Annotated in this window: 14 protein-coding genes; 10 read left to right on the top strand and 4 right to left on the bottom strand. The window is 73.4% G+C overall.

Annotated elements, in window-relative coordinates:
* Window positions 1–74: 74 nt before the first annotated feature.
* Window positions 75–1,037, top strand: coding sequence for an RluA family pseudouridine synthase (locus tag LXT23_RS16380; RefSeq protein ID WP_253981088.1), 963 nt, complete (start codon window positions 75–77; stop codon window positions 1,035–1,037).
* Between the two features lie 75 nt (window positions 1,038–1,112).
* Here LXT23_RS16380 and LXT23_RS16375 read toward each other — a convergent pair whose 3' ends face one another.
* The gene (locus LXT23_RS16375; protein ID WP_253981087.1) at window positions 1,113–2,132 is read right to left on the bottom strand and encodes a glycosyltransferase; all 1,020 of its coding nucleotides are present in this window, start codon (window positions 2,130–2,132) and stop codon (window positions 1,113–1,115) included.
* Between the two features lie 22 nt (window positions 2,133–2,154).
* Here LXT23_RS16375 and LXT23_RS49695 point away from each other — a divergent pair, with 22 nt between their 5' ends.
* Window positions 2,155–7,308: a hypothetical protein gene (locus tag LXT23_RS49695; RefSeq protein WP_256560823.1), complete on the top strand. Its 5,154-nt coding sequence runs from the start codon at window positions 2,155–2,157 to the stop codon at window positions 7,306–7,308.
* 2 nt (window positions 7,309–7,310) lie between these two features.
* Here the strand turns inward: LXT23_RS49695 and LXT23_RS16365 are convergent, their stop codons facing one another.
* Window positions 7,311–8,162 carry a hypothetical protein gene (locus tag LXT23_RS16365; protein ID WP_253981086.1) on the bottom strand — a complete coding sequence of 284 codons (852 nt, stop codon included), beginning with the start codon at window positions 8,160–8,162 and terminating at the stop codon, window positions 7,311–7,313.
* A 188-nt stretch (window positions 8,163–8,350) separates the two neighbouring features.
* Here LXT23_RS16365 and LXT23_RS16360 point away from each other — a divergent pair, with 188 nt between their 5' ends.
* The 5 genes from LXT23_RS16360 to def all read left to right on the top strand — a co-directional run bounded on the left by LXT23_RS16360 (window position 8,351) and on the right by def (window position 18,833).
* Complete coding sequence (locus tag LXT23_RS16360) at window positions 8,351–9,106, top strand: hypothetical protein (protein ID WP_253981085.1); 756 nt, start codon at window positions 8,351–8,353, stop codon at window positions 9,104–9,106.
* A 53-nt stretch (window positions 9,107–9,159) separates the two neighbouring features.
* On the top strand, window positions 9,160–9,786 hold the full coding sequence (locus LXT23_RS16355) for a glutathione S-transferase N-terminal domain-containing protein (RefSeq protein ID WP_253981084.1): 627 nt from the start codon (window positions 9,160–9,162) through the stop codon (window positions 9,784–9,786).
* A 211-nt stretch (window positions 9,787–9,997) separates the two neighbouring features.
* A complete protein-coding gene (priA, locus tag LXT23_RS16350) occupies window positions 9,998–12,385 on the top strand; it encodes a replication restart helicase PriA (protein WP_253981083.1) in 2,388 nt (795 codons plus the stop codon).
* 14 nt (window positions 12,386–12,399) lie between these two features.
* Window positions 12,400–18,249: a DnaJ domain-containing protein gene (locus tag LXT23_RS16345; protein WP_253981082.1), complete on the top strand. Its 5,850-nt coding sequence runs from the start codon at window positions 12,400–12,402 to the stop codon at window positions 18,247–18,249.
* A 50-nt stretch (window positions 18,250–18,299) separates the two neighbouring features.
* Window positions 18,300–18,833, top strand: coding sequence for a peptide deformylase (gene def / locus LXT23_RS16340; RefSeq protein ID WP_253981081.1), 534 nt, complete (start codon window positions 18,300–18,302; stop codon window positions 18,831–18,833).
* Here def and nth read toward each other — a convergent pair.
* Complete coding sequence (nth, locus tag LXT23_RS16335) at window positions 18,787–19,539, bottom strand: endonuclease III (protein WP_323378981.1); 753 nt, start codon at window positions 19,537–19,539, stop codon at window positions 18,787–18,789. The two genes, def and nth, sit on opposite strands and share 47 nt — an antisense overlap.
* A gap of 69 nt (window positions 19,540–19,608) precedes the next feature.
* Between nth and ltaE the strand changes: the two genes are divergently transcribed.
* Window positions 19,609–20,634 (top strand): low-specificity L-threonine aldolase, encoded by a 1,026-nt coding sequence (gene ltaE, locus LXT23_RS16330; protein WP_253981079.1) that lies wholly within the window; start codon window positions 19,609–19,611, stop codon window positions 20,632–20,634.
* A 121-nt stretch (window positions 20,635–20,755) separates the two neighbouring features.
* A complete protein-coding gene (locus LXT23_RS16325) occupies window positions 20,756–21,757 on the top strand; it encodes a M23 family metallopeptidase (RefSeq protein WP_253981078.1) in 1,002 nt (333 codons plus the stop codon).
* A gap of 60 nt (window positions 21,758–21,817) precedes the next feature.
* Here LXT23_RS16325 and LXT23_RS16320 read toward each other — a convergent pair whose 3' ends face one another.
* Window positions 21,818–22,087: an HU family DNA-binding protein gene (locus LXT23_RS16320; RefSeq protein WP_002635502.1), complete on the bottom strand. Its 270-nt coding sequence runs from the start codon at window positions 22,085–22,087 to the stop codon at window positions 21,818–21,820.
* A 419-nt stretch (window positions 22,088–22,506) separates the two neighbouring features.
* Between LXT23_RS16320 and LXT23_RS16315 the strand changes: the two genes are divergently transcribed.
* The gene (locus tag LXT23_RS16315) at window positions 22,507–24,114 is read left to right on the top strand and encodes a hypothetical protein (protein WP_253981077.1); all 1,608 of its coding nucleotides are present in this window, start codon (window positions 22,507–22,509) and stop codon (window positions 24,112–24,114) included.
* The last annotated feature ends 15 nt before the right edge of the window (window positions 24,115–24,129 follow it).

The following is a 24,129-nucleotide window of genomic DNA, read 5'->3' as shown; positions in this document are numbered from 1 at the left end:
CGTGTCCGGGTGGAGGGCCGCGTCGGTGGTGGAATGAACGTTCCTTCCGGCTCGGGGTGGGGCGGAGGCGCATCGTGAAGCGGCGGACATTCCGCGCGGAGGGAGCCCTGGTGGGCCAGTCCGTGGCGAGCGCGGTGGCGTCCGAGCTGGGCGTTCCGGAAACGGAGGCGCGCAAGCTGGTGGACGTGGGCGCGGTGTACGTGGGCGGGAGGCGGAGCCGGGATGCGGCTGTGCGGCTGACGGCGGGGCAGGTGGTGATGGTGGTGCTGGAGGAGGGCGGCACGAGCCCGCTGGCGGAGGCCCCTCCGGCGCCAGTACTTCGCGTGCTGTACGAGGACGCGGAGGTCATCGCCGTGGACAAGCCGGCGGGGGTGACGGCGCAGCCCACGGAGGGGCGCGTGGGCGGGAGCCTCGTGGACCTGGTGGGCGCGCACCTGGGCCGCGAGGCGGGACTGGTGCACCGGCTGGACCGGGAGACCTCCGGCGTGACGGTCTTCGGCAAGACGGCGGACGCCACGTCGGCGCTGGCGGCGGAGTTCCGCGAGGGCCGGGCGCGCAAGCGGTACCTGGCGGCCACGGGCCCGGGGCTGCCGCCGTCGGGGTCGGTGGACCTGCCGCTGTCGAAGGACCCGTCACGCCCCGGGCGCTGGCGGGCAACGCGCGCGGCCAACGGCGTGCCCGCGCTGACGGACTTCCGCACGCTGTACGCAGGGGACGCATTCTGCGTGGTGGAGCTGCTGCCGCACACGGGGCGCACGCACCAGCTTCGCGCGCACCTGACGGCGCTCGGAGCGCCGATTCTCGGGGACTCGCGCTATGGCGGCGCGCCGAAGGCAGGAGGCGTGGAGGCCGCGCGGTGCCTGCTGCATGCGCAGGCGCTGGAGCTGGGGCATCCGCGCACGGGCAGGGTGTTGCGAGTGGAGGCGCCCGTTCCCGAAGACCTGCTGCGGTTCTTCACGGCGGCGGGCATCACGCCACCCCAGGGCCCCATCCCTGTGCCGGCGGACCGGACTGACAGGCCCGTCGGCGAGGACTGACGCGGCGCCGTCAGCAGCCCGCATGGAGTCGGGAGCCGCCTCGTCACGTCGAGTGGAGCCCGCACCCACGAGGCGTCACGCGGCGCAGGTGAAGTCCCGTCCCTCCACCCAGCCTCGCGAAGCGAGGTCCACGCGAATCTCTTCTCGCGCCCAGCGCACGCCCACGCAGACCAGCAGGTGTCCCCGTCCTGGTGGGCCCAGCTCTTCGGGAGACACCACGGGAATGCCCTGCAGGCGCGTGCCCACCTTGCGTGGGTGGACGTCCACGAAGCGCTCCACTTCCGCGCCCTCCTCGCGCAGGAAGCGGGTCAGCGTCTTGCCGCTCGGGCCGGAGCCCCACACGGTGCAGGGCCGTCCGTCCGCGAGGGGCCCACGGCCACGCACCAGGTAGCGGGCCTTCGTCCACGTGAAGCGCCGGACGGCGTAGCGCGGGTCCGTCCAGGTGAGCCGCTGGGAGCTGTCGCGCCAGCGCAGCAGCACCTCCGGGAGGTTCCTCATGCCCTGGCCCCGGTCCATCAGCTCCAGCCAGAGCGCGTAGTCCTCGGGAAAGTATCCGTGCCGCCAGCCGCCCGCGGCGACCACCGCGTCCCTGCGCAGGCAGACCGAGGGGTGGCACACCGGGCTCTCGATGAAGCGCTCGCGATAGAGGCGCTCGGCCGAGGTGAGCCCGTTGAGCCACGCCGCGTAGGCCTGGAGGGAGGGGCTGACGGGCTGGTCCTCGCGGAAGAGCTCCACGCCCGTGCCCACGCCGGCCAGGTCCGGCTCGGCGTCCAGCGCGGCCACGCTCGCCTCCAGCCGGCGGGGCAGGGCCTCGTCGTCCGCGTCCATGCGAGCCACGTAGGGAGAGGTGGCCCTCTCCAGCGCCAGGTTGAGCGCGGCCACCAGCCCCCGGCCTCCGCCGTCAAGGACTTCCACCCGGGCATCCCTGGCCGCCAGTCCCTCGAGCACGGCGCGCGTACCGTCCGTGGAGCCGTCATCCACGGCCAGCACGCGTAGCTCCCGGAGCGTGCCCTCCAGCAGGCTCTCCACGGCGCGCGCCACGGTGCCGGCTGCATTTCTTGCGGGGAGCAGGACGGTGACAACCGGGACGGGCATCGTTGTGTAGACTGCATCACCCATGGGTGGCGTGAGAAACGGCAAGAGCGCCGGCGCTCCGGAGCCCCCGGCCGCCCGACAGGACGCGCCGCGGACCGGTGTGCCCGACGTCGGGCCGGAGGAGGATGCGCAGGATGCGGTGGGCCGGCACCTCCGGTCCGCCATGCGCTTGTTGCGTGAAGGCTCCGCTGCACGCGCGTTCGGCGAGCTGGCCCGGGCCACCCGTACGCAACCCCTGACACCGCGCCTGGCCGCCGCGCTCGTGCGCTACGCGCTGCTCGCGGGGACCGAAGCCGCTGCCATCACCCTCCTCGACGCAGCGACGAGCCCGACGGGTGAAGTGCGCCGAGCGGTGCGACGTCAGCTCGCGAGGGTGCTGCGACGGGTGGGGCAGGTTCCCCGCGCCATCGCCGCGCTGGAGGCGGTGTTGGTCGAGTTCCCCGAGGACCGCCGGGCCCAGCGGGGGATTCAGCTCCTCCGGCGGAGGCTGGAGGGGCCCGAAGGGAAGGCGCCTGGCGACGCGCGAGGTGCCACGGAAGCGGCGGCCAGGAATGGAGAGCCTTCCGGCGGCGCGAGCGCCGTGCTGGCGAAGCTTCCGACCCGGAAGGCGGGAGTCCAGGCCGCCGCGGTCTGGGATGAGGACTCCGACTATCGCGAGGAGACGTTGGTGGAGTCCGGCGCGGGTGTGCCGGCGGAGCCCAGCTCGCCCGAGCCGCGCGAGAAGACCGCGGTGGCGTTCCCGGCAGAGGCAGCCGAGCCGCGTGAGAAGACGGCGGTGGCGTTCCCGGCAGAGGCAGCCGAGCCGCGCGAGAAGACGGCGGTGGCGTTTCCTTCCCTGCCGCCCGCGCAGGACGTGCCCTGGGGTGAGCCAGGAGGGAAGCAGCGGCCGCAGGCGGCATCAGAAGCCGCACCTTCCGAAGCACGGCCGACAGTCGTGGAGATGCCCGCGGTGGGCGCGGCATCGAGCTCGCCACCGCCGGAGGCCCGCCCGACGGTGGTGGAGATGCCTGCGGTGGGCGTGGCCTCGAGCACTCCCCGTCCCGAGCCGGCCAAGACCGCAGTGGGGATGCCCGCGGTGGGCGTGGTCTCGACCTCGCCCAGGTCCGAACCGGCCAGGACCGAGGTGGAGCTGCCTGCCGTGGGCGCGGCTTCGGGTCCAGTCTCGCCCCAGCCGCGCTCCGGCCCTGGGGTGAAGCAGGAGAACCTGTCAGTGCCCTGGCCCGAGCTGAGCACGGAGGGGGCTTTGCCGCCTCTCGCTCCGGCGCCCCGAGGCACCCAGGTGCGGCCTCCGCGCGAAGGCGCCTGGGACGCTGACGAGGACACGGGCGAGGTCACCTCCGAAGCCCAGCCACCCCTCCTGGGCGGATACGTGGCGGAGACACCTCCGCCGGCCGAAAGCGCCCCCCGTCCCGTGCGAGGGGACGCGAAGGCGGCCCTCCCCGCCGCGACTGCCTCCGAGAAGGACCGGCCCGACTCCACCACGGCGCCCCGCTCGGAGACCCAGGAGGTCCCACTGGCGGACCTCGTGGCCGCGCTCGGTGGTGCGGCCGTCCCGGGCGCATCCTCCCGTACGGAGCCACCGCGTCCGGGAGTGCCCGCCGCACCGGGCACGGCCTCTGCCGCCAGTGCCGAAGCCTCGACCGCCGTCCCCGGCCGCGCTCCGGGAGGTCGAGCGGAGCCGACGCCGGCCGAGGCCGAGGAGCTGGCGCGCTCGCAGAAGCTGGAGGCGCAGCTCATCGCGCGTCAGGCCTGGCGCGAGCTGGCCCAGCTCTACCTCAAGCGTGCCGACCGGGCGAAGGACCCGGCAGTGCGAGCGGAGGCCCTGACCCGTCTCGCGGAGGTGATGGAGACCGAGCTCCAGGACCCCGCGGGCGCGGCGCGCATGTACCGGGAAATCGTCGAGCTGACGGGAGACCGCGCCGCGCTCCGTGAGCAGGTGCGGCTGCTGTCCGCGCGCGGGGATGCATCGCTCGTACGTCGTGCGCTCGACGAGGCCATCCAGCGGGCTCGCACGGCCCGGGCCCGCGCGGGTGCGCTCCTCACGCGCGGGGAGCGCTGGCTCCACATGGGGGAGCCGGGCAAGGCCCGCTCGGACTTCGAGGCGGCGGATGCACTCTCGCCGGGGCTGCTGCCCGTGCTCGCCGGCCTCCTCCACTGCGTCACCGATGCCGAGCGCCCGGCCGCCGCCGAGCGGCTCCAGGTCGCGCTGTCGGCGGCCCCTCGTCGCGCGCCGGACCGTGTCGAAGGGCTTCGCGCACTCGCGCGGGCCGCCGAGGACCCGCTGGGTGACCTGCGCATGGCGCAGTGGGCCTGGACGGAGGTGCTCGCGGAGAGCCCAGAGAGTGAGCAGGCGCGCGGGCAGCTCGTGACGCTCGCGCGGAGGCTGGGGGACCCGAAGGCGCTCGGCCAGCTCCTGCGTGCGCAGCTGGCCCGGGAGTCGCGAGGCCCCGCGGCCCGTCAGGCCCGGCTGGAGCTGGTGTCCACGCTGGAGGCCCTGGGCGACACGGAGTCCGCGCTGAACGAGCTGCGCCAGGCGGTGCGCTACGAGCCGGGCCACAAGGAAGCCTGGCTGCTGCTGGTGGAGCGCCTCACCGCGGTCGGCAACATGGGCGAGGCCGCGTGGGCGCTGGAGCATGGCGCCACGGCGATGGAGGACGAGCTGGAGCGCGAGCAGGCCTGGGAGCGGCTCGCGCGGCTCTGGCGGGACGTGCTGCGCAATCCGGAGCGGGCGCAGGTCTATGCCCGTCGCGCCGAAGGACTGCGGCAGGCCCGTGAGGAGCGCGAGGCTCCACTTCCCCCCGAGCCTCCGAGAAGCGCCACACCTCGCCGCGAGCCGAGTGGCCCCCAGTCGCCCCTTGTTCCCGCTCCCTCCACGCTGTCCCTCACGCCCTCGGGCATCGAGGCGCTGGCGAACGAGACCACCTCCACCACGGACCCGGGAGCTCCGGCAGCGACTCTCGAAGCACCTGCCGTCGGCAAGGAAGGGGCGGTCGAGAAGGCACGCAAGGGCGATGAGCGTCCCGCGCCACGCGACGGGGCGGCGCAGGGCGCCGTGCCGGCTCCCGGGCTTCCGGAAGCCCGAGGCGAGAAGCCGTCGAACAGGCCCGCGCAGTCCGCGGGAGTGCGGTCGGAGCGGGCCCTCGGACCGTCGGCCAGTGAAGCGCCCGGTGCTTCCGCCGCCACGTCGAGGCAGGCGCAGAAGGCTCCCGCCCCGGCTTCGCCCGCGGCAGGTGCCGGGGCCAGCGCTCCTGCATCGCACTCCGCACGAACCGAGAGGCTTCCTTCCGTAGCGGGTGTCATCGCTCCGGAGCCGAAAGCGCCCGCCGCGCGCGACGAGAAGCGCTCTTCCGTAGCGGGTGTCACGGCGCCGGAGCCGAAGGCTCCTGCCGCGCGCGATGAGCATCGTCCTGCCGTGCCCGGTGCGACCGCTCCGGAGCCCAGGGCTGCCGCACGCGCTGACAAGCGTCCCTCCGTATCGGGCGTCACCGCTCCAGAGCCCAAAGCCCCCGTCCGCGACGACAAGCGTTCCTCGTTGTCGGGTACTCCCGCCCCGGAACCCAAGGCCCCCGCGCGCGACGACAAGCGCACCGCTGTCTTGGGTGTCAGCGCCCCAGAACCCAAGGCCCCCGCGCGCGAGGACAAGCGCACCGCTGTCCCGAGCGTCAGCGCTCCGGACCTCAAGTCCCCCGCGCGTGATGACAAGCGCCCCGCTGCCCCGGGAGTCAGCGCTCCGGAACCGAAGGCCCCCGCCGCACGTGCCGAGAAGCGTCCGCCCGGAGCCGGCGCCACCGCTCCGGAGCCCAAGGCCCCCGCCGCGCAGAGAGGCGCCGCGCCCCGAGACGAGAAGCCCGCCCCCGCCCCGCGCGGCCGCCAGGCCGTGAGCGATGGCGAGCCGTCCGTCGCCTCCACCCGTCCCCTCGCCGCCAGCGCTCGCGCCTCACAGGGGCGTGCAGGAGCAGGTGAAGCCGAAGCGCCGGCCCGGAGCCCGAGCGGCATGGACCTCATGGCGGGGCAGGAAGCGGACATGGAGCTGGGCTCCGCGCCCGTGGCGGACACCCGCGTCATCTCCTGGGAGGCCCCGCCCGGACGCTTCGAACCGGGGCGCCGTCTGTTCCGCTCGCGCCAGGAGGGCACCGCCGCCCCCGCCCCTGCGCCCGCCCCTGCGAAGCCCGCCGGCGTGAAGCCGCCCGAGCCCCCCGCAAGGGCTGCTCCCGGAGCGTCCGAGACGCGCGAAGCCCCCGCCGTCTCCGACCCCTCCCCGGACACCGAGCCCAACGCCTTCCGCTACCTCCGGGAGCACCCCCTCGAAGCGGCGACCTACCGCGAGCTGTCCGAGTACTTCGACGGCCGGGGCGACGCCGCGCGCGCCTCGCTCATGCGGGAGATTTCCGACGCCCTCCAGGGGAAGGAGACGCCCGCCCAGCGCCACCAGCGCCCGCCGCTCACCACCGAGGAGCGCGCCGGCCTGCGCCACCCGGGGCTCCGCACGCCGTCCGGCGAGCTGCTCGCGCTCACCGGCATTGCCCTCTGCCGCCTCTTCCCCGCGCAGGGCCGCGCCGCCGGCACCTCGGAGCCCCTGCGGGCCTCGTCCGGCCCCGGCGCTCCCGCCGTGCTCGACGCGCTCCACACCGCCGCGCGGCTGCTGGACGTCAACCTGCCGGAGCTGGTCCTCGCCGAGGACGACGGTCCGCCCTTCACCGCCGTCCATGCCGGCAACGCGCGCCTGCTCGTGGGCCGGCTCGCGCTGCGCCAGCCGCCCGCCGCCGCCGAGCTGCGCTTCCACGCCGGCCGCGCCCTCCTGTCGCTGTCCCCGGACCTGCTCGCGCTGCGCGCCCTCAAGGGCGGCCAGCTCCTGCGCGCCCTGGCCCTGCTGTCCACCGTGCTGAAGGACCCGCGCGCCTCGGGCCCCGAGGCCCGCGTGGTGCGCGACTCCCTCTCGCCCCGCGCCCTGGAGCGCGCCATCGTCCTGCTGGAGCCCGGCACCCGCGACTTCGACGCCTCCGCGCTCGCGGACGCCGCGCGGGACTCCGCCAACCGCGCGGGGCTCGTCGCCAGTGGGAGCGTGGGGCCGGCCCTGGCCGTCCTGCGCGCGCGCCGCAACCAGGACGCGGAGCTGGTGGAGCTGCTGCGCTTCGCCGCGTCCGAGCGCTACCTGGAGCTGCGCGCGCCGCGCTGACCTCAGTTCATCTGCAGTCGGAGGGTGAGCGCCAGCAGCCGGCCCTTCCTGCCGCCCAGGTCATGGCGGTAGGCCAGGTCCACGCCGCCGCCCGCCTGCGTCACGAAGCCGAGGCCCGTGCTCAGCTGGGAGACCTTCGCGAAGCCGTCATACGTGTAGCCCGCGCGCAGCGGCAGGACCTGTCCGAGCAGGTACTCCAGGCCTCCGCTGTACGTGAGCGTCGTCTTGTCGTCGGTGATGAGGTCCGCGCGCACGTCACCGGCCACCGTCAGCAGACCCGACAGCACGCCCACGTGCCCGGTGAAGTAGCGCGTCAGCTCCTCGTTGTCCGTGTCGATGAGGTTGTGCGCGGACACGCCCGCGATGAACGCCGGGGACAGCCGCAGCAACAGGCCCGTGTCCACGGTGACGGAGTTGACGTACCGCGACTGGCCGCTCAGCCGCAGGTAGCGGGCCGTCGCGCCCAGCAGGATGACCTGGTTCAGCGGCAGGCCCACCCCCAGCGAGCTGAAGTGGGCGCTCGAGCGCGCGCCGCCGCGGCCCAGGCTCACCCAGTGGTAGTCCACGCCCATGGCGAGCCGGCTGGTGGCCGCGTCCACCACGCTGATGCCCAGCAGGCCCTCCTTCAGCCCGACGTCCCAGGCGCCCGTGGCCTCCACGCGGTAGGCGGGGAACAGGGCCATGGCGGCGGGGTTGCCCAGCACCGCCTCCGTACCCAGGCCCAGGGCCCGGTAGGCCCCCCCCATGCCGTAGGCCCGCGCGCTCATGACGTCGCGCAGTTCCTCGGCGCGCTGGGCCAGGGCGGAGGTGGACACACTCAGGGCGAGCAGCAGGACGATGGGGCGGAGCGGCATGTCGTTCGCATCCTATCCAGCTTGAAGGGGGGGGAGGCCATCAATACATTGCCGGCCCCAACGCCCGCCCACATGACCACCTTCCCGAGGAAGTGTCGCACGGTCCACTGGGCTACATGTTCATGGGACGGCGCTACGTCGCGGTGACGAGGTGCGCTACCTCACAGGCCCATGAAGACGGAGAAACCGTGAAGCGCACCGCAGCCCTGCTGACAGTCCTGGTCTCCTTCGCCGCGGGCGCCTATGTGCTGCCCGGCAGCTCCATCCTCCGCCGCATGGCGGGCGAGCGCGACGAGCTCAAGCTGTCCTCGCTGCGCGTGGACGGCTCGCTCAGCTTCAGCGGCCCGGCCGTGCAGGAGGCGGGGGCGGCGCTGGGCACCCCCACCGACCGCCCCGAGGTCCAGGGCGACGGCACGCTCTACCTCAAGGTCCCCGGCCGCTGCCGCTTCGAGGCCTCCGTGCCGGACGGCAACGCCAAGGCCGCCGCGATTCTGGCGGGCGGCCGGCGCCGCTCGGAGGGCACCGAGATTCCCTCCATGTCGGTGCTCATCTCCCAGGTGTGCCCCATCCTCGCGGCCGGCGGCGGCTCCGTGCAGGACGTGAAGGAGTCGGTGCAGCAGTACCTCCAGGGCCTGGGCGTGGAGACGGGGCGCACCGGCCTGGCGCGCTTCGGCGGCGAGGTGGCGTACGTGCTCGGGGACATGGCCGAGGGCCGCCCGCAGTTCTGGGTGTACAAGGACTCCTTCCGCCCGGCGCGGCTGCGCTACACGGACAATGCGAAGGTGGCCTGGGACGTGCGCTTCCTGGACTACAACTCGCCGGCCACCGGCGAGTGGATGCCGCGCACCATCGAGGTCTGGCGCGGCGGCCAGCGCGCCCTGCGCTTCACCGCGCTCAAGGGCGACAACCGCGCCACCGTGGCGGACAAGCTCTTCACGCCGTAGCCTCCGCGAGTCGGCCGGGGCTCCACCCGGCCCTTCACGAGGAGGAGCAGTCCATGAAGGTCTACGGCCACCCGATGAGCACCTGTACGCGCAAGGTCCTCACCACGCTGGCGGAGAAGGGGCACGAGGCGCAGTTCGTCCTCGTGGACCTGATGAAGGGCGAGCACAAGCAGCCCGCGCACGTGGCCCGGCAGCCGTTCGGTGTCATCCCCGCCTTCGAGGACGACGACGGCTTCATGATTTACGAGTCGCGCGCCATCATTCGCTACCTGGACCGCAAGCTGCCGGGGCCCTCGCTCACGCCGTCCAACCCGCAGGCGTATGGGCGGATGGAGCAGTCCATCAGCGTGGAGCAGTCCTACTTCACGCCGGCGGCGATGAAGGTCATCTGGGAGCGGTTCTTCAAGCCGCACATGGGCGGAGGCACCGCGGACGAGGCCCGCATCGCGGAGGGGCTCCAGGGCGTGGAGAAGGTCTTCGCCATCATCGACCCGGTGCTGGGCAAGCAGCAGTACTTCGCGGGTGACAGCTTCTCGCTCGCCGAGGTGTCGTGGCTGCCGTACATGGAGTTCTTCGTCGCGTCCGGCGGGATGGAGCTCATCGGCAAGTACAAGAACGTGGCCGCCTGGTGGGAGCGCGTCAGCACCCGCCCGTCGTGGAAGAAGGTCACCGGCCGGTAGCGGCTCGCGCTGTCCTTCGCGGGGCCCCTCGTTTCCAGAGGGCCCCTTGCGTGGCACTCCACCCCTCCAGCGACGCCTGCCCGGCCGCAGGGCAGCCCGGGAGCCATGCTCCCGAGGCGCGCGCTTGCATCGGGACATGTCAGACCCTCCAGGCACTGTGGACCCCGGTAGCAGGACGGCCGGGGTCGGGGTGGCGGTTGAAGGGAGTGCCATGGAACAGCAGCCCTTGTGGGACGACACGCGCATGGAGCCGGAGGAGGCCTCCTCCACCCGGGGTTCCATGGCCGTGCGCACGTCCGGTGCGAGGAGCCGCCGGGAACTGTCCGAGCGCGAAGGCGCCGCTACAGTGGGCGCCGCAGTGAGCGCACCCGTCCTGGCCTCCATCGCCGTTGGCCGCCCCGTTCGGGGCGAGTTCACCTATGCCGTGCCGGCGGAGCTCGCCGGCAACCTGGCCCCGGGCCAGCGCGTGCTGGTGCCCTTCGGCCGGGGCACGGCGCTGGGCTTCTACCTGGGGCCCGCGTCTCCTCCCGCCGACGAGACGGTGAAGCTCAAGCCCATCCAGCGCGTGCTGGAGGACTCGCCGTCGCTGCCCAGGGACCTCATCGCCCTGCTGCGCTTCGCGGCCGTGCACTACCGCCATCCGCTGGGCGAGGTCATCCGCGGCGCCCTGCCGCCCGGGCTGTCCAAGGCGGTGGACGAGAAGGAAGCCAGGCCGGACGTGCAGCACTTCGCGGTGGCGCTCGTCTCCGAGGTGCCGCCCGCGCTCACCCGCGCCCCCGCCCAGTCCGCCGCGCTCGCCTACCTCCTCGCCGTGGGAGGCAGCGCGCCGCTGGAGGAGGTGTCCCACGCGATTCCGGGCGCACGCGAGACGCTGAAGAAGCTGGCCGCGCGCGGCCTGGCGCGCATCGAAGAGAAGCAGCTGGAGGCCGGCGTGAAGGAGGGCCTCATCCAGGGCCGTCCCGACCGCCTCACCTCCGAGCAGGACGCCGCGGGCCTCGAGCTGCGCGCGGCCCTGGACGCGGGCGCCTTCCAGCCCTTCCTCCTGCACGGCGTCACCGGCAGCGGGAAGACGGAGGTGTACCTGCGCGCGGCGGAGCACACGCTGGCGCTGGGCAAGGGCAGCCTCATCCTGGTGCCGGAAATCGCGCTGACGCCGCAGTTGGTGGGCCGCTTCCGCAGCCGCTTCGGCGCGGAGGTGGCGGTGCTGCACTCGGGGCTGAAGGACCGCGAGCGGCTCTTCCACTGGCAGGCGCTGCGCCGGGGCGACGTGAAGATTGCCGTCGGCGTGCGCTCGGCGGTGTTCGCCCCGGTGGACAACCTGGGCCTCATCGTCGTGGACGAGGAGCACGACCCGTCCTTCAAGCAGGAGGACAAGCTGCGCTATCAGGCCCGCGACCTCGCCGTGGTGCGCGGCAAGCAGGCCGGGGCGGTGGTGGTGCTGGGCTCGGCCACGCCGTCGCTGGAGACGCTGGAGAACGTCAAGCGCGGGCGCTACCGGCTGCTGGAGCTGAAGAACCGGGTGGATGACCGGCCCATGCCCACCATCGAAATGGTGGACCTGCGCGTGGAGCGTCCCCGCGAGGGGATGGTGACGGAGGAGGCGCCCATCCTCAGCCCGCCGCTGCTGGCGGCCATGGAGGAGACGATTGGCCGCGGGCAGCAGGTCATCCTCTTCCTCAACCGCCGGGGCCACAGCACCGTGCTGCTGTGCGAGGTGTGCGGCCTGTCGCTCAAGTGCAGCGAGTGCGACGTGTGCCTTACGCACCACCGCTCGCAGAACCGGGTGGTGTGCCACTACTGCGGCCTGTCCATGCCGCTGCCGGACCGGTGCCTGGAGTGCACCGGCCCCATGCTCAAGCTGGGCATCGGCACCGAGAAGGTGGAAGCCGAGGTGCTGGAGCGCATCCCCACGGCGCGCGTGGCGCGGCTGGACAGGGACTCGGCGACCAGCGCGGAGCGGCTGACGGAGATGCTGGCCTCGTTCGCCCGCCGGGAGCTGGACGTGCTGGTGGGCACGCAGATGGTGGCCAAGGGGCATGACTTCCCCGGCGTGACGCTGGTGTGCGTCGTCATGGCGGACACGTCGCTGGCCATTCCGGACTTCCGCGCCGCGGAGCGCACCTTCCACCTGCTGACCCAGGTGTCCGGGCGCGCGGGGCGGGGCAAGGACCCGGGCAAGGTGCTGGTGCAGACCTACAACCCGGATGCCGAGCCGGTGAAGCGGGTGCTGGCCCACGACTTCGACGGCTTCGCCAGCCGGGAGCTGGAGTGGCGCCGCGCGCTGGCGTACCCACCCTTCTCGCGCATGGCGGCCATCCGCCTGGAGGGTGAGCACCCCGAGCAGACGGCCAGCGTGGCGCGCTTCCTCGGCAACCTGGTGTCGAAGCACATGCCCCCGGCCTCGGCGGGGGTGCGCCTGTTGGGGCCGGCGCTGGCGCCCATCTCCCGCATCCGGGGGAAGACGCGCTGGCAGCTCCTCCTGAAGGGGCCTACACATGCGGCGCTCGCTCCGCTGCTCGGCAGGGTGGAGGCGGCCCTGGGGGACGTCCCGAACGCGGTGAAGGTCGTCATCGACGTGGATCCGGGAGCCATGCTGTAGACTCGGTGCCCCCCATGGGCGCACCCGTCCTCCTCGTCCACGACGACATCGCCACCATCGCCGCCGTGCGTCGCCTGCTCTCGCGAGCGGGGCATGAGGTCATCCTCGCGACCTCCGCGGCGGATGCCCTCATCGGCTTCGGGCACCACCTGCCCGCGCTCATCGTGCTCGCGCCGGGCGTGGAGGGAGGCCGTGGCCGGCTCGTGCTGGAGGAGTTGCTCCAGCACCCGGATGGCAAGACGGCGCGCGTGCTGCTGCTGGGCGAGGCGATTGAGGGCTTCAGCGCACCGGTGGCGCCGCTGCCCCTGGATGGGACGAGCTTCGTCGCGCTGGTGGACTCGCTCATCCGCGCGGAGGCGGACGCGTGGCACGTGGTGGAGAACCGCACCCTGCCCGCGGCCGGCCCCGACACCGGAGCCCCGGTGGGGGGCGAGGCCGAGGCCTGGCACGCCACCGCTCCGCACCCCGTGGGCGGAGACCCCACGCTGGCGAATGCGCTCTTCGGCGACCTGGCCCCGCTGCACCAGACGGACTGGGAGCTGGCGGCGATGACGCGCGAGGAGCGCACCGCGCACGAGGAGGATCAGCAGCGCGAGCGGCAGACGACGCTGGACATGAACACCGCGATGGAGCGGGCGCACCAGGAGGTCGAGGCGGCGGCGATGGCCTCCATCGACTCGGCGCTCTCCTCCGGGGACGGCTGGGATGACGGGACGCCAGCGGCTCCCGGTGACGATTGGGCCGCGGCCGTGGATGACGCGCGGCGCGATGAGGCGGTCTCGGAGCCGGCTGCTGCCGGCGGCGATGTGGATGGCGCGCGGGGCGATGAGGCAGTCGCGGAGCCGCCTCATGCCGGCGGCGATGTGGACGCGGAGGTGCGCGCGGAGGCCGAGCGGCTGGCGCAGCTCGAAATCGAAGAGGCCCTGGCGCGCGAGCAGGCGGAGCTGGCGGCCGCAGTCTCCCTGCCGGTGGGGAGGCTCGCGTGGACGGAGGAGCCCGTCGCGCAGCCCGTGCCACGAGCCGTGACTCCCGCGCCCCGGCTGGGGGACGAGGGGTTCTTCGACGTCGACACGCCCGTGGAGCCGGGACTGGCCCCGTCGCAGTCAGAGGCGCCCTTCGCCGCGGCGGAGACGCCGTCCTGGATGGAACTGCCCCCGGACCCGGAGATGGAGAACACCGCGCGGATGGCGGTGAGCTTCGCCGGAGCCGCGCCGGAAGCGGGCTGGACGCCGGACGCGTCCTCCCCCACGGCGGGCTCGGAGTGGGGGACGGAAGCCGACCTGGCTGAGGCCGTGTCCGCGTCGGGTGTTCCATCCGAGGCCGGCGACATGGACTGGAGCACCGTGGGCGACCCGGCCCCAGCGGCCGGGAGCACGTCGGGCGGCTGGGACGCCTCGGGAAGTGGAGCTTCGGCGGAAGCGTCGGACGGAGCCGCAACGGCCGGGTGGAACGCCGCGGGTGATGACTACGCCGAGGGCGGTACTCCGGCGGAAGCGTCGGACGGCGCCGCAGCGGCTGACTCGGGCGATGCGTACTTCGAGGCGGGGGCTTCGGGTGAAGCCGCCTCGGCTGACGGGAATGGCACGGGCGATGTGCCTGGTGAAGCGGCCTCCTCGGATTGGAATGCCGCCAACGGTGACGGTGCCTCGACGGCTGCGACTGACGCTTCCGCCACCTCGGCGCTCGAAGCCAGAGACGAGTCGGGGCAAGCCGATTCCGACTCCGAGGGAGCCGACGCCGAGACCGAGAGCGTGCCGTCGCACTGGGACGTGCTGGAGGCGGAGCTGCAAGCCGCGGTACGCGCCCGTGAGGCGGAGGAGGCCGCGGCGGGGCTTGCGAGCGATGGGGACACTGCCCCGTCCACGAGCACGGAGGAGGAGACATTCGACCCGGAGGCGACTTCGAGCACGGGTGAGGACTCGCCGGACCTCGCAGCGAGCCCGAGCTCAGGTGACGACGCGCTCGCTCCGGCCGCGGCCAACACCGTGGTGTCGAGCACGAGTACGGGCGCGGACTGGTTCGACACGGAGCCGGCCGCCACCTCCGAGCACGAGCCCGCCACAGCAGCCCCGCTGGACGAGGCATCAGCTGCTCCGCCCATGACCTCGGGCAGTGGGGCCGCCACCTTCGTGGGTGGCTCGGCGACTCCTGCACTGCTGGCCCAGTGGCAGGCGCAGCAGGAAGAGGCAGAGCGGCAGCTCGAGGAGGCCCACGAGCGGGTCCGCATCGTCCGCGCCGAGCTGGAGCAGGAAGCCGCGCTTCGCCGCGAGGTCGAGAAGCAGGCCGAGGAGGCACGTCAGCTCGGTGAGTCGCTGCGGGGCATCCTCGACCGGGAGGCCACGCTGCGAGTCGAAGCGGAGGCCGCCCGCGAGCAGGAGGCCTCACTCCGCCTCGTGGCCGAGGAGCTGGCCGAAGCGGCCCGGCTGAGGGAAGAGTCGCTGAAGGAGGAGCGCTCCCGGGAGCAGGAGCTGCGGCTCCAAGTGGAGCGCCAGCTCCAGGGGCTGCAGGACCGCGTCGCCGCGCTGGAAGAGGAGCACTCGCGAGAGGCGACGCTGCGCGCGGAGGCCGAGCAGCAGGCCGAGGAAGCCCGAGCGAAGGAAGCGGAGCTCGCGGCTGCCCACCAGCGCGAGGAGCGCCGCCGCCGCGAGGCCGAGGCGGAGCTGGAGGTCGTCCACCAGCGGGATGCCGAGCTGGAGCCCCAGCGCGCGGGAGAGGTGACGCGGCTCCGGGAGCAGGTGGCCTCGCTGCAGGAGCGGCTCGAAGAGGCGGAGTCCCGTGCCGGCACCGAGGCCCGTGCTCGAGCCACGGTGGATGCGGCCGCGAGGGCGGCGCTGGGACGCATCGAGGAGCGGGAGCAGGACTTCACCGACCTGCGAGCCCAGCTCGAGGCGCTGAAGGCCGAGGTCGAGGAATTGACCCGGCTCAGGGCCGAGGCGGAGACCCGTGCGCAGGAGGAAGCAGAGGCGCGCGCGGAGGCGGAGACGCGAGCCATCGACGCGGAGGCGCGAGCCGAGGCGGAGCTGGGCATCCGGATGCAGGCGGAGATTCGCGCGCGGGACGCCACCCTCGCCAGGGACGAAGCCCAGGTGCGCTCCGATGCGGAGGCGCTGGCGCGCAGCGAGACGCAGGTGCGCGCCGAGAAGCTCGAGGCGCGGCTGAGGGAGGAAGTGAAGGCCCGCACCACGGCGGAGACCCGTGCGGCCGCGGCCATGCAGGCGCTGAAGGAGGTCGAGGCCCGGCTCGAATCCGAGGCCGCCGGCCGCGTCGAGTCCGAGGGTCGTGCCGAGACGGAAGCGAAGGCGCGCCGGGACGCGGATGCGCGCGCCGAGGCGGCGGAGACGGCGACGTCGGCGGCGGAGGACCGCGCCGACGCGGAGATTCGCGCCCGGGAGGCGGCGGAGGAGCGCGCAGAGGCGGAGGCGGAGGCAAAGCTCGCGGCGGAAGCCCGTGCGTCCTCGGAGGCCAGGGCCCGCGCGGAGGCGGAAGCCCGCGCGGAGCTGGCGGCCCAGGCGCAGGCCGAAGCCGAAGAGCGCGCGGAGTCCGAGGCCAGGGCCCGTGCGGAGGCGGAGGCGCGCGCGGAGGCGGAAGCCCGCCGCCGTGCGGAAGCGGAAGCGCGAGGCGAAGCCGAAGCAAAGCAGCGCCACGAGGCGGAGGCGCGTGCCGAGGCCGAAGCGAAGCTGCGCATCGAAGCGGAAGCCCGCGCCGAAGCCGCAGAGAAGCTGCGCATCGAGGCGGAAGCCCGCGCCGAGGCTGAAGAGAAGCTGCGCATCGACGCAGAAGCCCGCGCGGACGCTGAAGAGAAACGGCGCATCGAGGCGGAAGCCCTCGCCGCGGCTGAAGCGAAGCACCGTGCCGAGGCAGCAGCGCGCGCGGAAGCGGAAGCGAAGCACCGTGCCGAGGCAGCAGCGCGCGCGGAAGCGGAAGCGAAGCACCGTTCCGAGGCGGAAGTCCGGGCCGAGGCCGAAGCCGAGAAGCGCTTCGACGCTGATGTCCGCGCCGACGCCGAGGCGAAGCAGCGCGCCGAAGCCGAAGCGAGAGCCGAGGCTGAAGCCCGGCTGCGCGCCGAAGCAGAGGCAAAGGCCGAAGCCGAGACGAAGCTCCGTGCCGAAGCCGAAGCGCGCGCCGGAGCCGAAATGAAGCTCCGTGCCGAAGCCGAGGCCCGAGTCGAAGCCGAGGCGAAGCAGCGCGCCGAAGCCGACGCCCGCGCCGAGGCAGGCGCCACGTCCAGCACCGAAGCCGACGCCCGGGCCGAAGCCGAAGCGAAGCTCCGTGCCGAAGCGGACGCGAAGGCCGAAGCCGAAGCGAAGCAGCGCGCCGAAGCCGACGCCCGAGCCGAAGCCGAAACGAAGCTCCGTGCCGAGGCCGAGGCCCGCGCGGAGTCCGAGGCGAAGGCCCGCGCTGAAGCCGAAGCCCGTGCACGCCAGTCCGCGCAGGCAGAAACCGAAGCCGCGGCCCGCGCGAAGACCGAGGGCCGTCACCGCACCGCGCTGGAGGTCCGCCTGGAGGCAGAGACCCACCAGCGGACGACCGCGGAGGCACGCGTCGAGGAAGCAGCCCAGGCCCGGAGCGCCCTCGAGTCCCGGCTCGCCGACGTCCAGGCGCAGGCCCAGCAGGTGCGTGACGAGCTGGCGCGCGAGCGCGAAGCGCGAGAAGCCGTCGAGAAGGCGCTGGAGGCCCTGCGCGCGGAGAAGGCCCAGCTCGAGGTGGAGTCCGCCGAGGAGCGGGCGAGGTCCGAGCGCGAGCGCGTGGAGCTCGAGGAGAAGGGGCGCCGCGAGGCCGAAGAGGCCGCCGCGCAGGCCCGGGCCGCGCTCCTCCCACTGGAGACGCCGCCAGGGCGGCCGGAGCTGGCCGTGTCCCGCAGCGGCAGCGTCACCCAGGATGGCCTGGCGAAGCTGGTGCTCCGGCTCTGCGAGGCGCGCATGGAGATGCGCCTGGAGCTGAAGGTCATCAACGCCCTGCGCGTCCTCTGGCTGCGCGACGGCGCGCTGGTGGGCGCGGTCTCCTCCGCGCCGGGAGAGTCGCTCGTCGACCGGGCCCGCGCGGATGGCCTCATCGACGCGCGGCAGGAGAGCGAGCTGCGCCTGGTGCGAAGCGCCACCACCGCCGCGCTGCTGGACGCGCTGCGCGGTCGCGGCTACCTGCGCGAGTCCGAGGCCGTGCCGCTGGTGCAGCGCTACACCGAGCAGGTCTTCCTCGACGCGCTCGCCGAGCCCTCCACGCTCTACCGGCTGGTGCCGGAGCCGGCGCCGCACGAGGTGGCGCTCGCCGCCGCCACGCGCCCGCCGCTGCACCTGCTGGCCGAGGCCCTGCGCAACACGCTCACCTCCGAGTCCCTGCTGGAGGCCGCCGGCAGCCTGCGCGCGCGCGTCACCCGCGGGGACCTGCACCTGGCCCCCGACGACTTCGGGCTGGCTCCCAGGGACCTGCAGCTCCTCTCCCAGGTGGACGGAGAGCACACGCTGGAGGCCCTGCTCCTGGGCGCGGGCCTGCCCCAGGACTCCGCCCTGAAGGCGCTCGCGGTGGCGCGGACGCTGGGCCTCATCACCCTCCAGGCCGCCAGCAACGAGGACACCGGCGAGCTGCCGCCGGAGCTCGACGTGCGCCGACTGGAGGCGAAGTTCGAGGAAATCCAGGACGCCGACTACTTCACCGTGCTGGGGCTGTCCCGCTCGGCGGGCGGTGAGGAGGTCAAGCGCGCGTACGAGCTGCTGGCCGCCGAGTTCCACCCGCTGCGCTTCGCCGGGCATCCCGACCCGGCCCTCCAGCACCGGGCCCAGCAGATTCGCAGCGTGCTCTCCGAGGCGGCCCAGGCGCTGGGGGATGACCGCCTGCGGGCCGAGTACGCCCGTAGCCTGCTCGACTGAGGCCGGGTTGGCGGTTGCCCGGGCCGTCCCGGTGGGATTATGACGGCCCCATGGTTCGTGAGATCCTCATCTGGCCCGACCCCATCCTCAAGCAGAAGGCCAGACCCGTGGCGAAGGTGGACGACACCCTCCGCACGCTGGTGAAGGACATGTTCGAGACGATGTACTCCGCCGAGGGCGTCGGCCTGGCCGGCCCGCAGGTGGGAGTCCTCCAGCGGGTCATCGTCCTGGACACCACGCCCAGCCAGCCCGACTCCAAGCCCATCGCGATGATCAACCCGGAGATCATCGGCATGGAGGGCGAGACGAGCTACACGGAGGGCTGCCTGTCCATCCCCGGCGAGTCCGAGGACATCGACCGCGCCGCCATCGTCACCGTGAAGTTCCTCGACGTGGACGGCCAGGAGCAGACGATGCGCTGCGACGGGCTGCTCGCCATCGCCGTGCAGCACGAGACGGACCACCTCAACGGCACCGTCTTCGTGGACCACGTCTCCACGCTGAAGCGGGAGCTCATCCGCGGCCGGATGAAGCGCTTCAAGGCCTCGCGCGAGCGGGAGCTGGGCGCGTCCGCTTCGCGGTAGCCGCGCCGGAAGCCTCCGCGAGCGCCGTCGCGGGGCCCTTCGCGCGAGCGGGGGCGCGCACGCCCTTCTTCGGGCACAGCTCCGCCACCACGCACCGCTCGCAGGCGGGCGAGCGGGCGAAGCACGTCCGCCGCCCATGCCACACGAGGAGCTGGTGGCCGAGCGTCCACCGCTCGGCCGGCAGCACGGCCTGCATGTCGGCCTCCACCTTGTCCGGGTCCTCCTGGGTGGTGAAGCCGAGCCGGTACGCCAGCCGCTTCACATGGGTGTCCACGGGGAAGGCCGCATCGCCGCCCAGGTGGATGCACACCACGCCGGCCGTCTTGCGGCCCACGCCGGGGAGCTTCTCCAGCAAGGCGCGCTGGAGGGGGACCTGCCCGGCGTGCTCCTCGACGAGCGCCTTCGCCGCGGCGACGATGTTCTTCGCCTTGGCGCGGTAGAGGCCGCAGGTGCGGATGAACGGCTCCACGTCCGTGGGTTCTGCTCCGGCGTAGGTGTGGGCGTCGGGGAAGCGCTGGAAGAGGGCGGGGGTCACCAGGTTCACCCGCTTGTCCGTGCACTGCGCGGAGAGGATGACCGCGACCAGCAGCTCCAGGGGAGTGCGATAGTCCAGCTCGATGCGGGCATCCGGCATGTCGGCCTCCAGCCGGTCCATCACCGCCAGTGCACGCTGCTTCTTCTCCACCACCGTCTCACGTCGAGGCACGCGGCCGTTGTATGTCACCCCTGACGCGAGCCCAAGCACCGGCTGGGACCAACCCTTTTCGAGAGACCCATGAAGCCCATCGACTTCCGCTCCGATACCGTCACGAAGCCCACGCCCGCCATGCGCCGCGCCATCGCCGAGGCCGAGGTCGCGGACGACGTCTATGGCGAGGACCCCACCGTGCTGCGCCTGGAGGCGGCGGTCGCCGCGCGGCTCGGGCTGGAGGCGGCCGTCTTCACGCCGTCGGGCACGCAGGCCAATCAAATCGCCATCGGCGCGCACTGCCGCCAGGGTGACGAGGTCCTCACCGAGGCGGGCAGCCACATCATCCAGTACGAGGGTGGCGCGGTGCCGGCGCTGTGGGGCGTGCAGCCGGCGCCGCTGCCGGGTGAGCGCGGGCTCCTGACGCCGGAGCAGGTGGAGGCGGCGGTGCGTCAGGAGAACATCCACTACCCGCGCACGCGCCTGCTCTCACTGGAGAACACGCACAACCGCGGGGGTGGCTCCATCTGGCCGGTGGAGCGCTTCCGCGCGGTGGTGGAGGTGGCGCGCAAGGCGGGGCTGGGCGTGCACCTGGACGGGGCGCGCCTGTTCAACGCCGAGGTGGCCGCGGGCGTGCCGGCGTCCTCGTGGTCGAAGCTGACGGACACCACGTCGGTGTGCTTCTCCAAGGGGCTGGGGGCGCCGGTGGGCTCGGTGCTGGCGGGCCGCGCGGACCTCATCCGCGAGGCGCGGCGGCTGCGCAAGCGGCTGGGCGGTGGCATGCGGCAGGCGGGCATCCTCGCGGCGGCGGCGCTGTACGCGCTGGAGCACCACGTGGCCCGGCTCGCCGAGGACCATGCGAATGCGCGCAAGCTGGCGGCGGGGCTGGCGGAGGTGCCGGGCGTGAAGGTGGACGCGGCGCAGGTGGAGACCAACATGGTCTTCGCCGAGTTCTCCCGGCCCGCGCTGGAGATGGTGGCGGAGCTGGCGAAGCACGGCATCCTGACCAACCCCGCGGGCGGCCCGCGCACGTTGCGGCTGGTGACCCACCTGGACCTGTCCGCCGCGGACATCGACGAGGCCGTCGCCCGCATCCGCCGCGTCGTGGCCTGAGCGACCACCGGGCCCGCTCTCCTACATGGGCAGGGGTGGAACGCGGACGCTCGGACACCCCTGGCCTCACTCCCGGCGCGTGAGGAGCGCTCCAGCCCGGGCGTGGTAGGCTCGCGGCGTCGTGCGCCGCCTCGGTCTCCTCGCCCTCACCACTGCCTGCGCCTGCGCTACCCCCCGCGCGGAGAAAATGAGCTTCGAGGAGCTCTATGGCTCCTCACGCTCCCATCCTCCGGAGCCCACGGCGCCTCCCGCTCCATTGGCCGGCGCGGGCCGGGCCGTGCCCCAGTCCTCCCAGGAGCTCCAGGCGGCGCTCGCGTCCTTCGCCGAGCGGGCCCGCGCCTACCGCCAGCAGGTGGAGCGGGGTGGGGCGATGCCGGCGTCACAGGCGGAGAACTGGGAGGCGATGAACCACGCGCTGGACGGCTTCCTGTCGCGGCCGGTGTCGCGCACGGACTCGCATGACGTGGTGCGGGCCCGGAGCGTGCTGGAGGCCGAGCTGGAGCTGGACGGCCGCACCTACGGCGACATGCCCGGGGCGCTGGCGGAGGCGGTGGTGCTGCGCGTGGGGCGGCTGGCCGTGCGCATGGCGGAGCTGCGCCGCCTGGAGCACCCGGCGCAGACGGACGGCCTCCCGCGCCTCGCCTGGCCGCTGGAGCCGGTCTCCATCACCAGCCTCTTCGGACACCGCTGGCACCCGGTGACGGGCCAGCACCGCCGGCACCTGGGCGTGGACCTGGCCGCGCGCCAGGGCCAGGTCATCTACACCGCCGAGAAGGGCGTGGTGCTGCGCGCGGGGTGGAACGGGGACCACGGCAACCAGGTGGAGGTGCAGCACGCGGGCCGCTGGGTGACCCGCTACAGCCACCTGTCGCGGGTGCTGGTGGAGCCGGGCGAAATCCTGGAGCGCGGCAACGCGGTGGGCCTGGCCGGCGAGACGGGGCTGGCCACGGGCGTCCACCTGCACTTCGAGCTCTGGCGTGACGGCCAGGCGATGGACCCGCTGGACGCGCTGGGCGCTGACGACGAGGCCCCGCTGGTGGAGGGGCCTCCCGTTGCCCGGGGCCGCACTGCGCTGGAGCCCGCAACGCATCAGGGGCGCCGCCCCGTGGGTCAGCGCCCCTGAACGTGAGGACCGGTCCGCCGCGCTGCCTCGGAGGCGCGCGGGCAGGACCGTCAGGTACGGCTACAGCGAGTTCTTCAGCTCCTTGGCCGGCCGGAAGCCGATGGTCTTCGACGCCTTCAGCTTCATCATCTCGTTGGTCTGCGGGTTGCGGATCTTCCGCGCCTTGCGCGAGCGCACCGACCACGTGCCGAAGCCGGGGTAGCTGAAGCGGGCGTCCTTCTTCACCGCCTTGCCGATGTTGGTGAAGACGATGTCGAGGATCTGCGCCGCGGACTTCTTGGTGAGACGTGTCTGCGCCGCCACCACCTCGACGAGCTCTGCCTTGGTCATTACGCCCCTCCGTCCATACGACGTTGTCTGGCCTTGAATGTGCTTAACCCGAACGGTGGTAACAAATCGCTCTTTTCCCTGTCAATGCTGGCCGTGCTCCGGGGCCGGAAAATCGGCCTCCGGATGAAAAGTTGGCTCTCTGAAACAGCGCGCGTACAGAGAGGGAGTCAGAGGCTCTTGTTACATCTGGACACTCCACCCACAGTGCAGCGCGAATGCGCTGTGTGTGATCGTGTTTGAAAGAAAGTCTTTGGAATAATGATCACTTGGCAGGTGGTGCTGATCGCATTCCCGGAGGCGACCTGCCGGGAGGCGCTAGAGTGCCCGTCCACGTGCGCTTCCGAACGTTCCTTCCGCTGATCCTGGCGCTGTGTACCTGCCGGGGCCCGGCGCCTCGTGAGGCGTCCCCACCCACCGGGGTGACCCGCACCCACGTGTGGGTGGACGCGGCCTGGTGGAGGCCCGGTGACGGCTCGCGCGAGCGCCCCCTGCGCTCCCTGGCCGAGGCCCTGACGCGGCCCGGGCCGCTGACGGTGCACCTGGCGATGGGCACGTACACGGGGCCCTTCAGCCTGCCCGAGGGTGTCCGCCTGGAGGGGCAGGGGCCCACCTCGGTGCTGGACGTGGAAGGGGCGGAGCCCCTGGTGCTGCGGGCAGGGCAGGGCGCCGAGCTGGCGGACCTCCTGGTGCAGGGGGGCAGTTGGGGGCTGGAGGTGACGGGCGGAGGCCGGGTGCGCCTGGAGCGGGTGGGCTTCCGAGGGCAGCGCACGGGGGCGGTGCGGGTGGTGGCCGGGAGGCTGGAGGCCGAGGGTGCGCGCTTCGACGCCGCCGTGTCGGAGACGACGGGCGTGCTGCTCGAAGGCGCCTTCGAGGAGGCCGAGGCCGGGCAGGCGGGGCCCGGACGGGTGCCCCAGGAGGTGGGAGCGCCCCTCCAGCGGGCGCCCCAGGACGTCGGGTCTCCCTTCCCGCCAGATGAGGCGGCGCCAGCGACGAACGGGGCCGGGCGCGTGGGGCAGGAGAGCGCCCCCCGGGAAGCCGCGACGCGAACCTCCGCGCAAGGAGCACCTGGGCTCTCGACGCAAGCTGCTGGTGCCGCACCATCCCAGCCCGTCGTGCCTTCGGAGGGCCCGACGGCGCGCATCACCGGCAGCTCCTTCACGGGCCCCTTCCGGCGCGCGGTGCGGGTGCGAGGTGTCAACGCCCGGGTGGAGTTGGAGGACGTGCGCTTCTCCGGCCCGGTGTCGGCGGTGGGGGTGGACGGCGGGCACGCGGAGGTCCGGCGCGCCGTGGCGGAAGGGGGGCGGGGCTCGGCCTTCTCGGTGGTGGAGGGCTCGATGCTGCTGGAGCACGTGCAGGTGACGGGGCACGAGTACGGGGTGTCCTCCATGCGGGCGCGGCGCATCGACGTACGGGACTTCACGTCGGTGCGTGCCGAGCGCGCGGGGCTGGGGCTCGCGCAGTCCCGCGGTGTGCTGGAGGGCGTGGTGGTGCGGGACAGCGGCGCCTTCGGAGGCATCCAGCTCGTGGGCGGCGACATGGAGGTGCGGCGCTTCACGGTGGAGGGCGCGGCCGAGTACGGGCTCACGGCGCTGCAGGGGAAGCTGCGGGTGCGTCAGGGCACCATCACCCGGGTCAGCTCGGCGGACGTCGCCGGTGATGGCCTGCACCTGCGTGAGATGGAAGCGGACGTGGAGGACGTGCGGGTGCGCGACGTGGCGGGAACGTGCGTGCTGGCCGCGCAGGACTCCCGCGTCCAGCTGAAGGACGTGGAGCTGGTGGGCTGCCGGCACGCGGGCATCCTGGTGGAAACGCTCGCGAGGGTGGAGGCCCGGAACGTGGACGTCCGCGGCGGAGGAACGGCGCTGGCCGCCCTGGACAACGGCAGGCTGCGGGTGGAGGGGCTCACCGCGCGGCAGCTGGTGGACGGGCTCGTCTGGGCCGAGTGCCAGGGCGACACGCAGGTGAGCCTGAAGCAGGTGCGCTCGGAGGACGTGCGCGGCCTGTCCGCCCCCTGCGTGGAGCGCTGAGCGCCCCCGGTCCGG

Source organism: Pyxidicoccus xibeiensis (assembly GCF_024198175.1).
Lineage (GTDB): Bacteria > Myxococcota > Myxococcia > Myxococcales > Myxococcaceae > Myxococcus > Myxococcus xibeiensis.
This window is presented reverse-complemented; position numbering and strand designations above follow the sequence as displayed.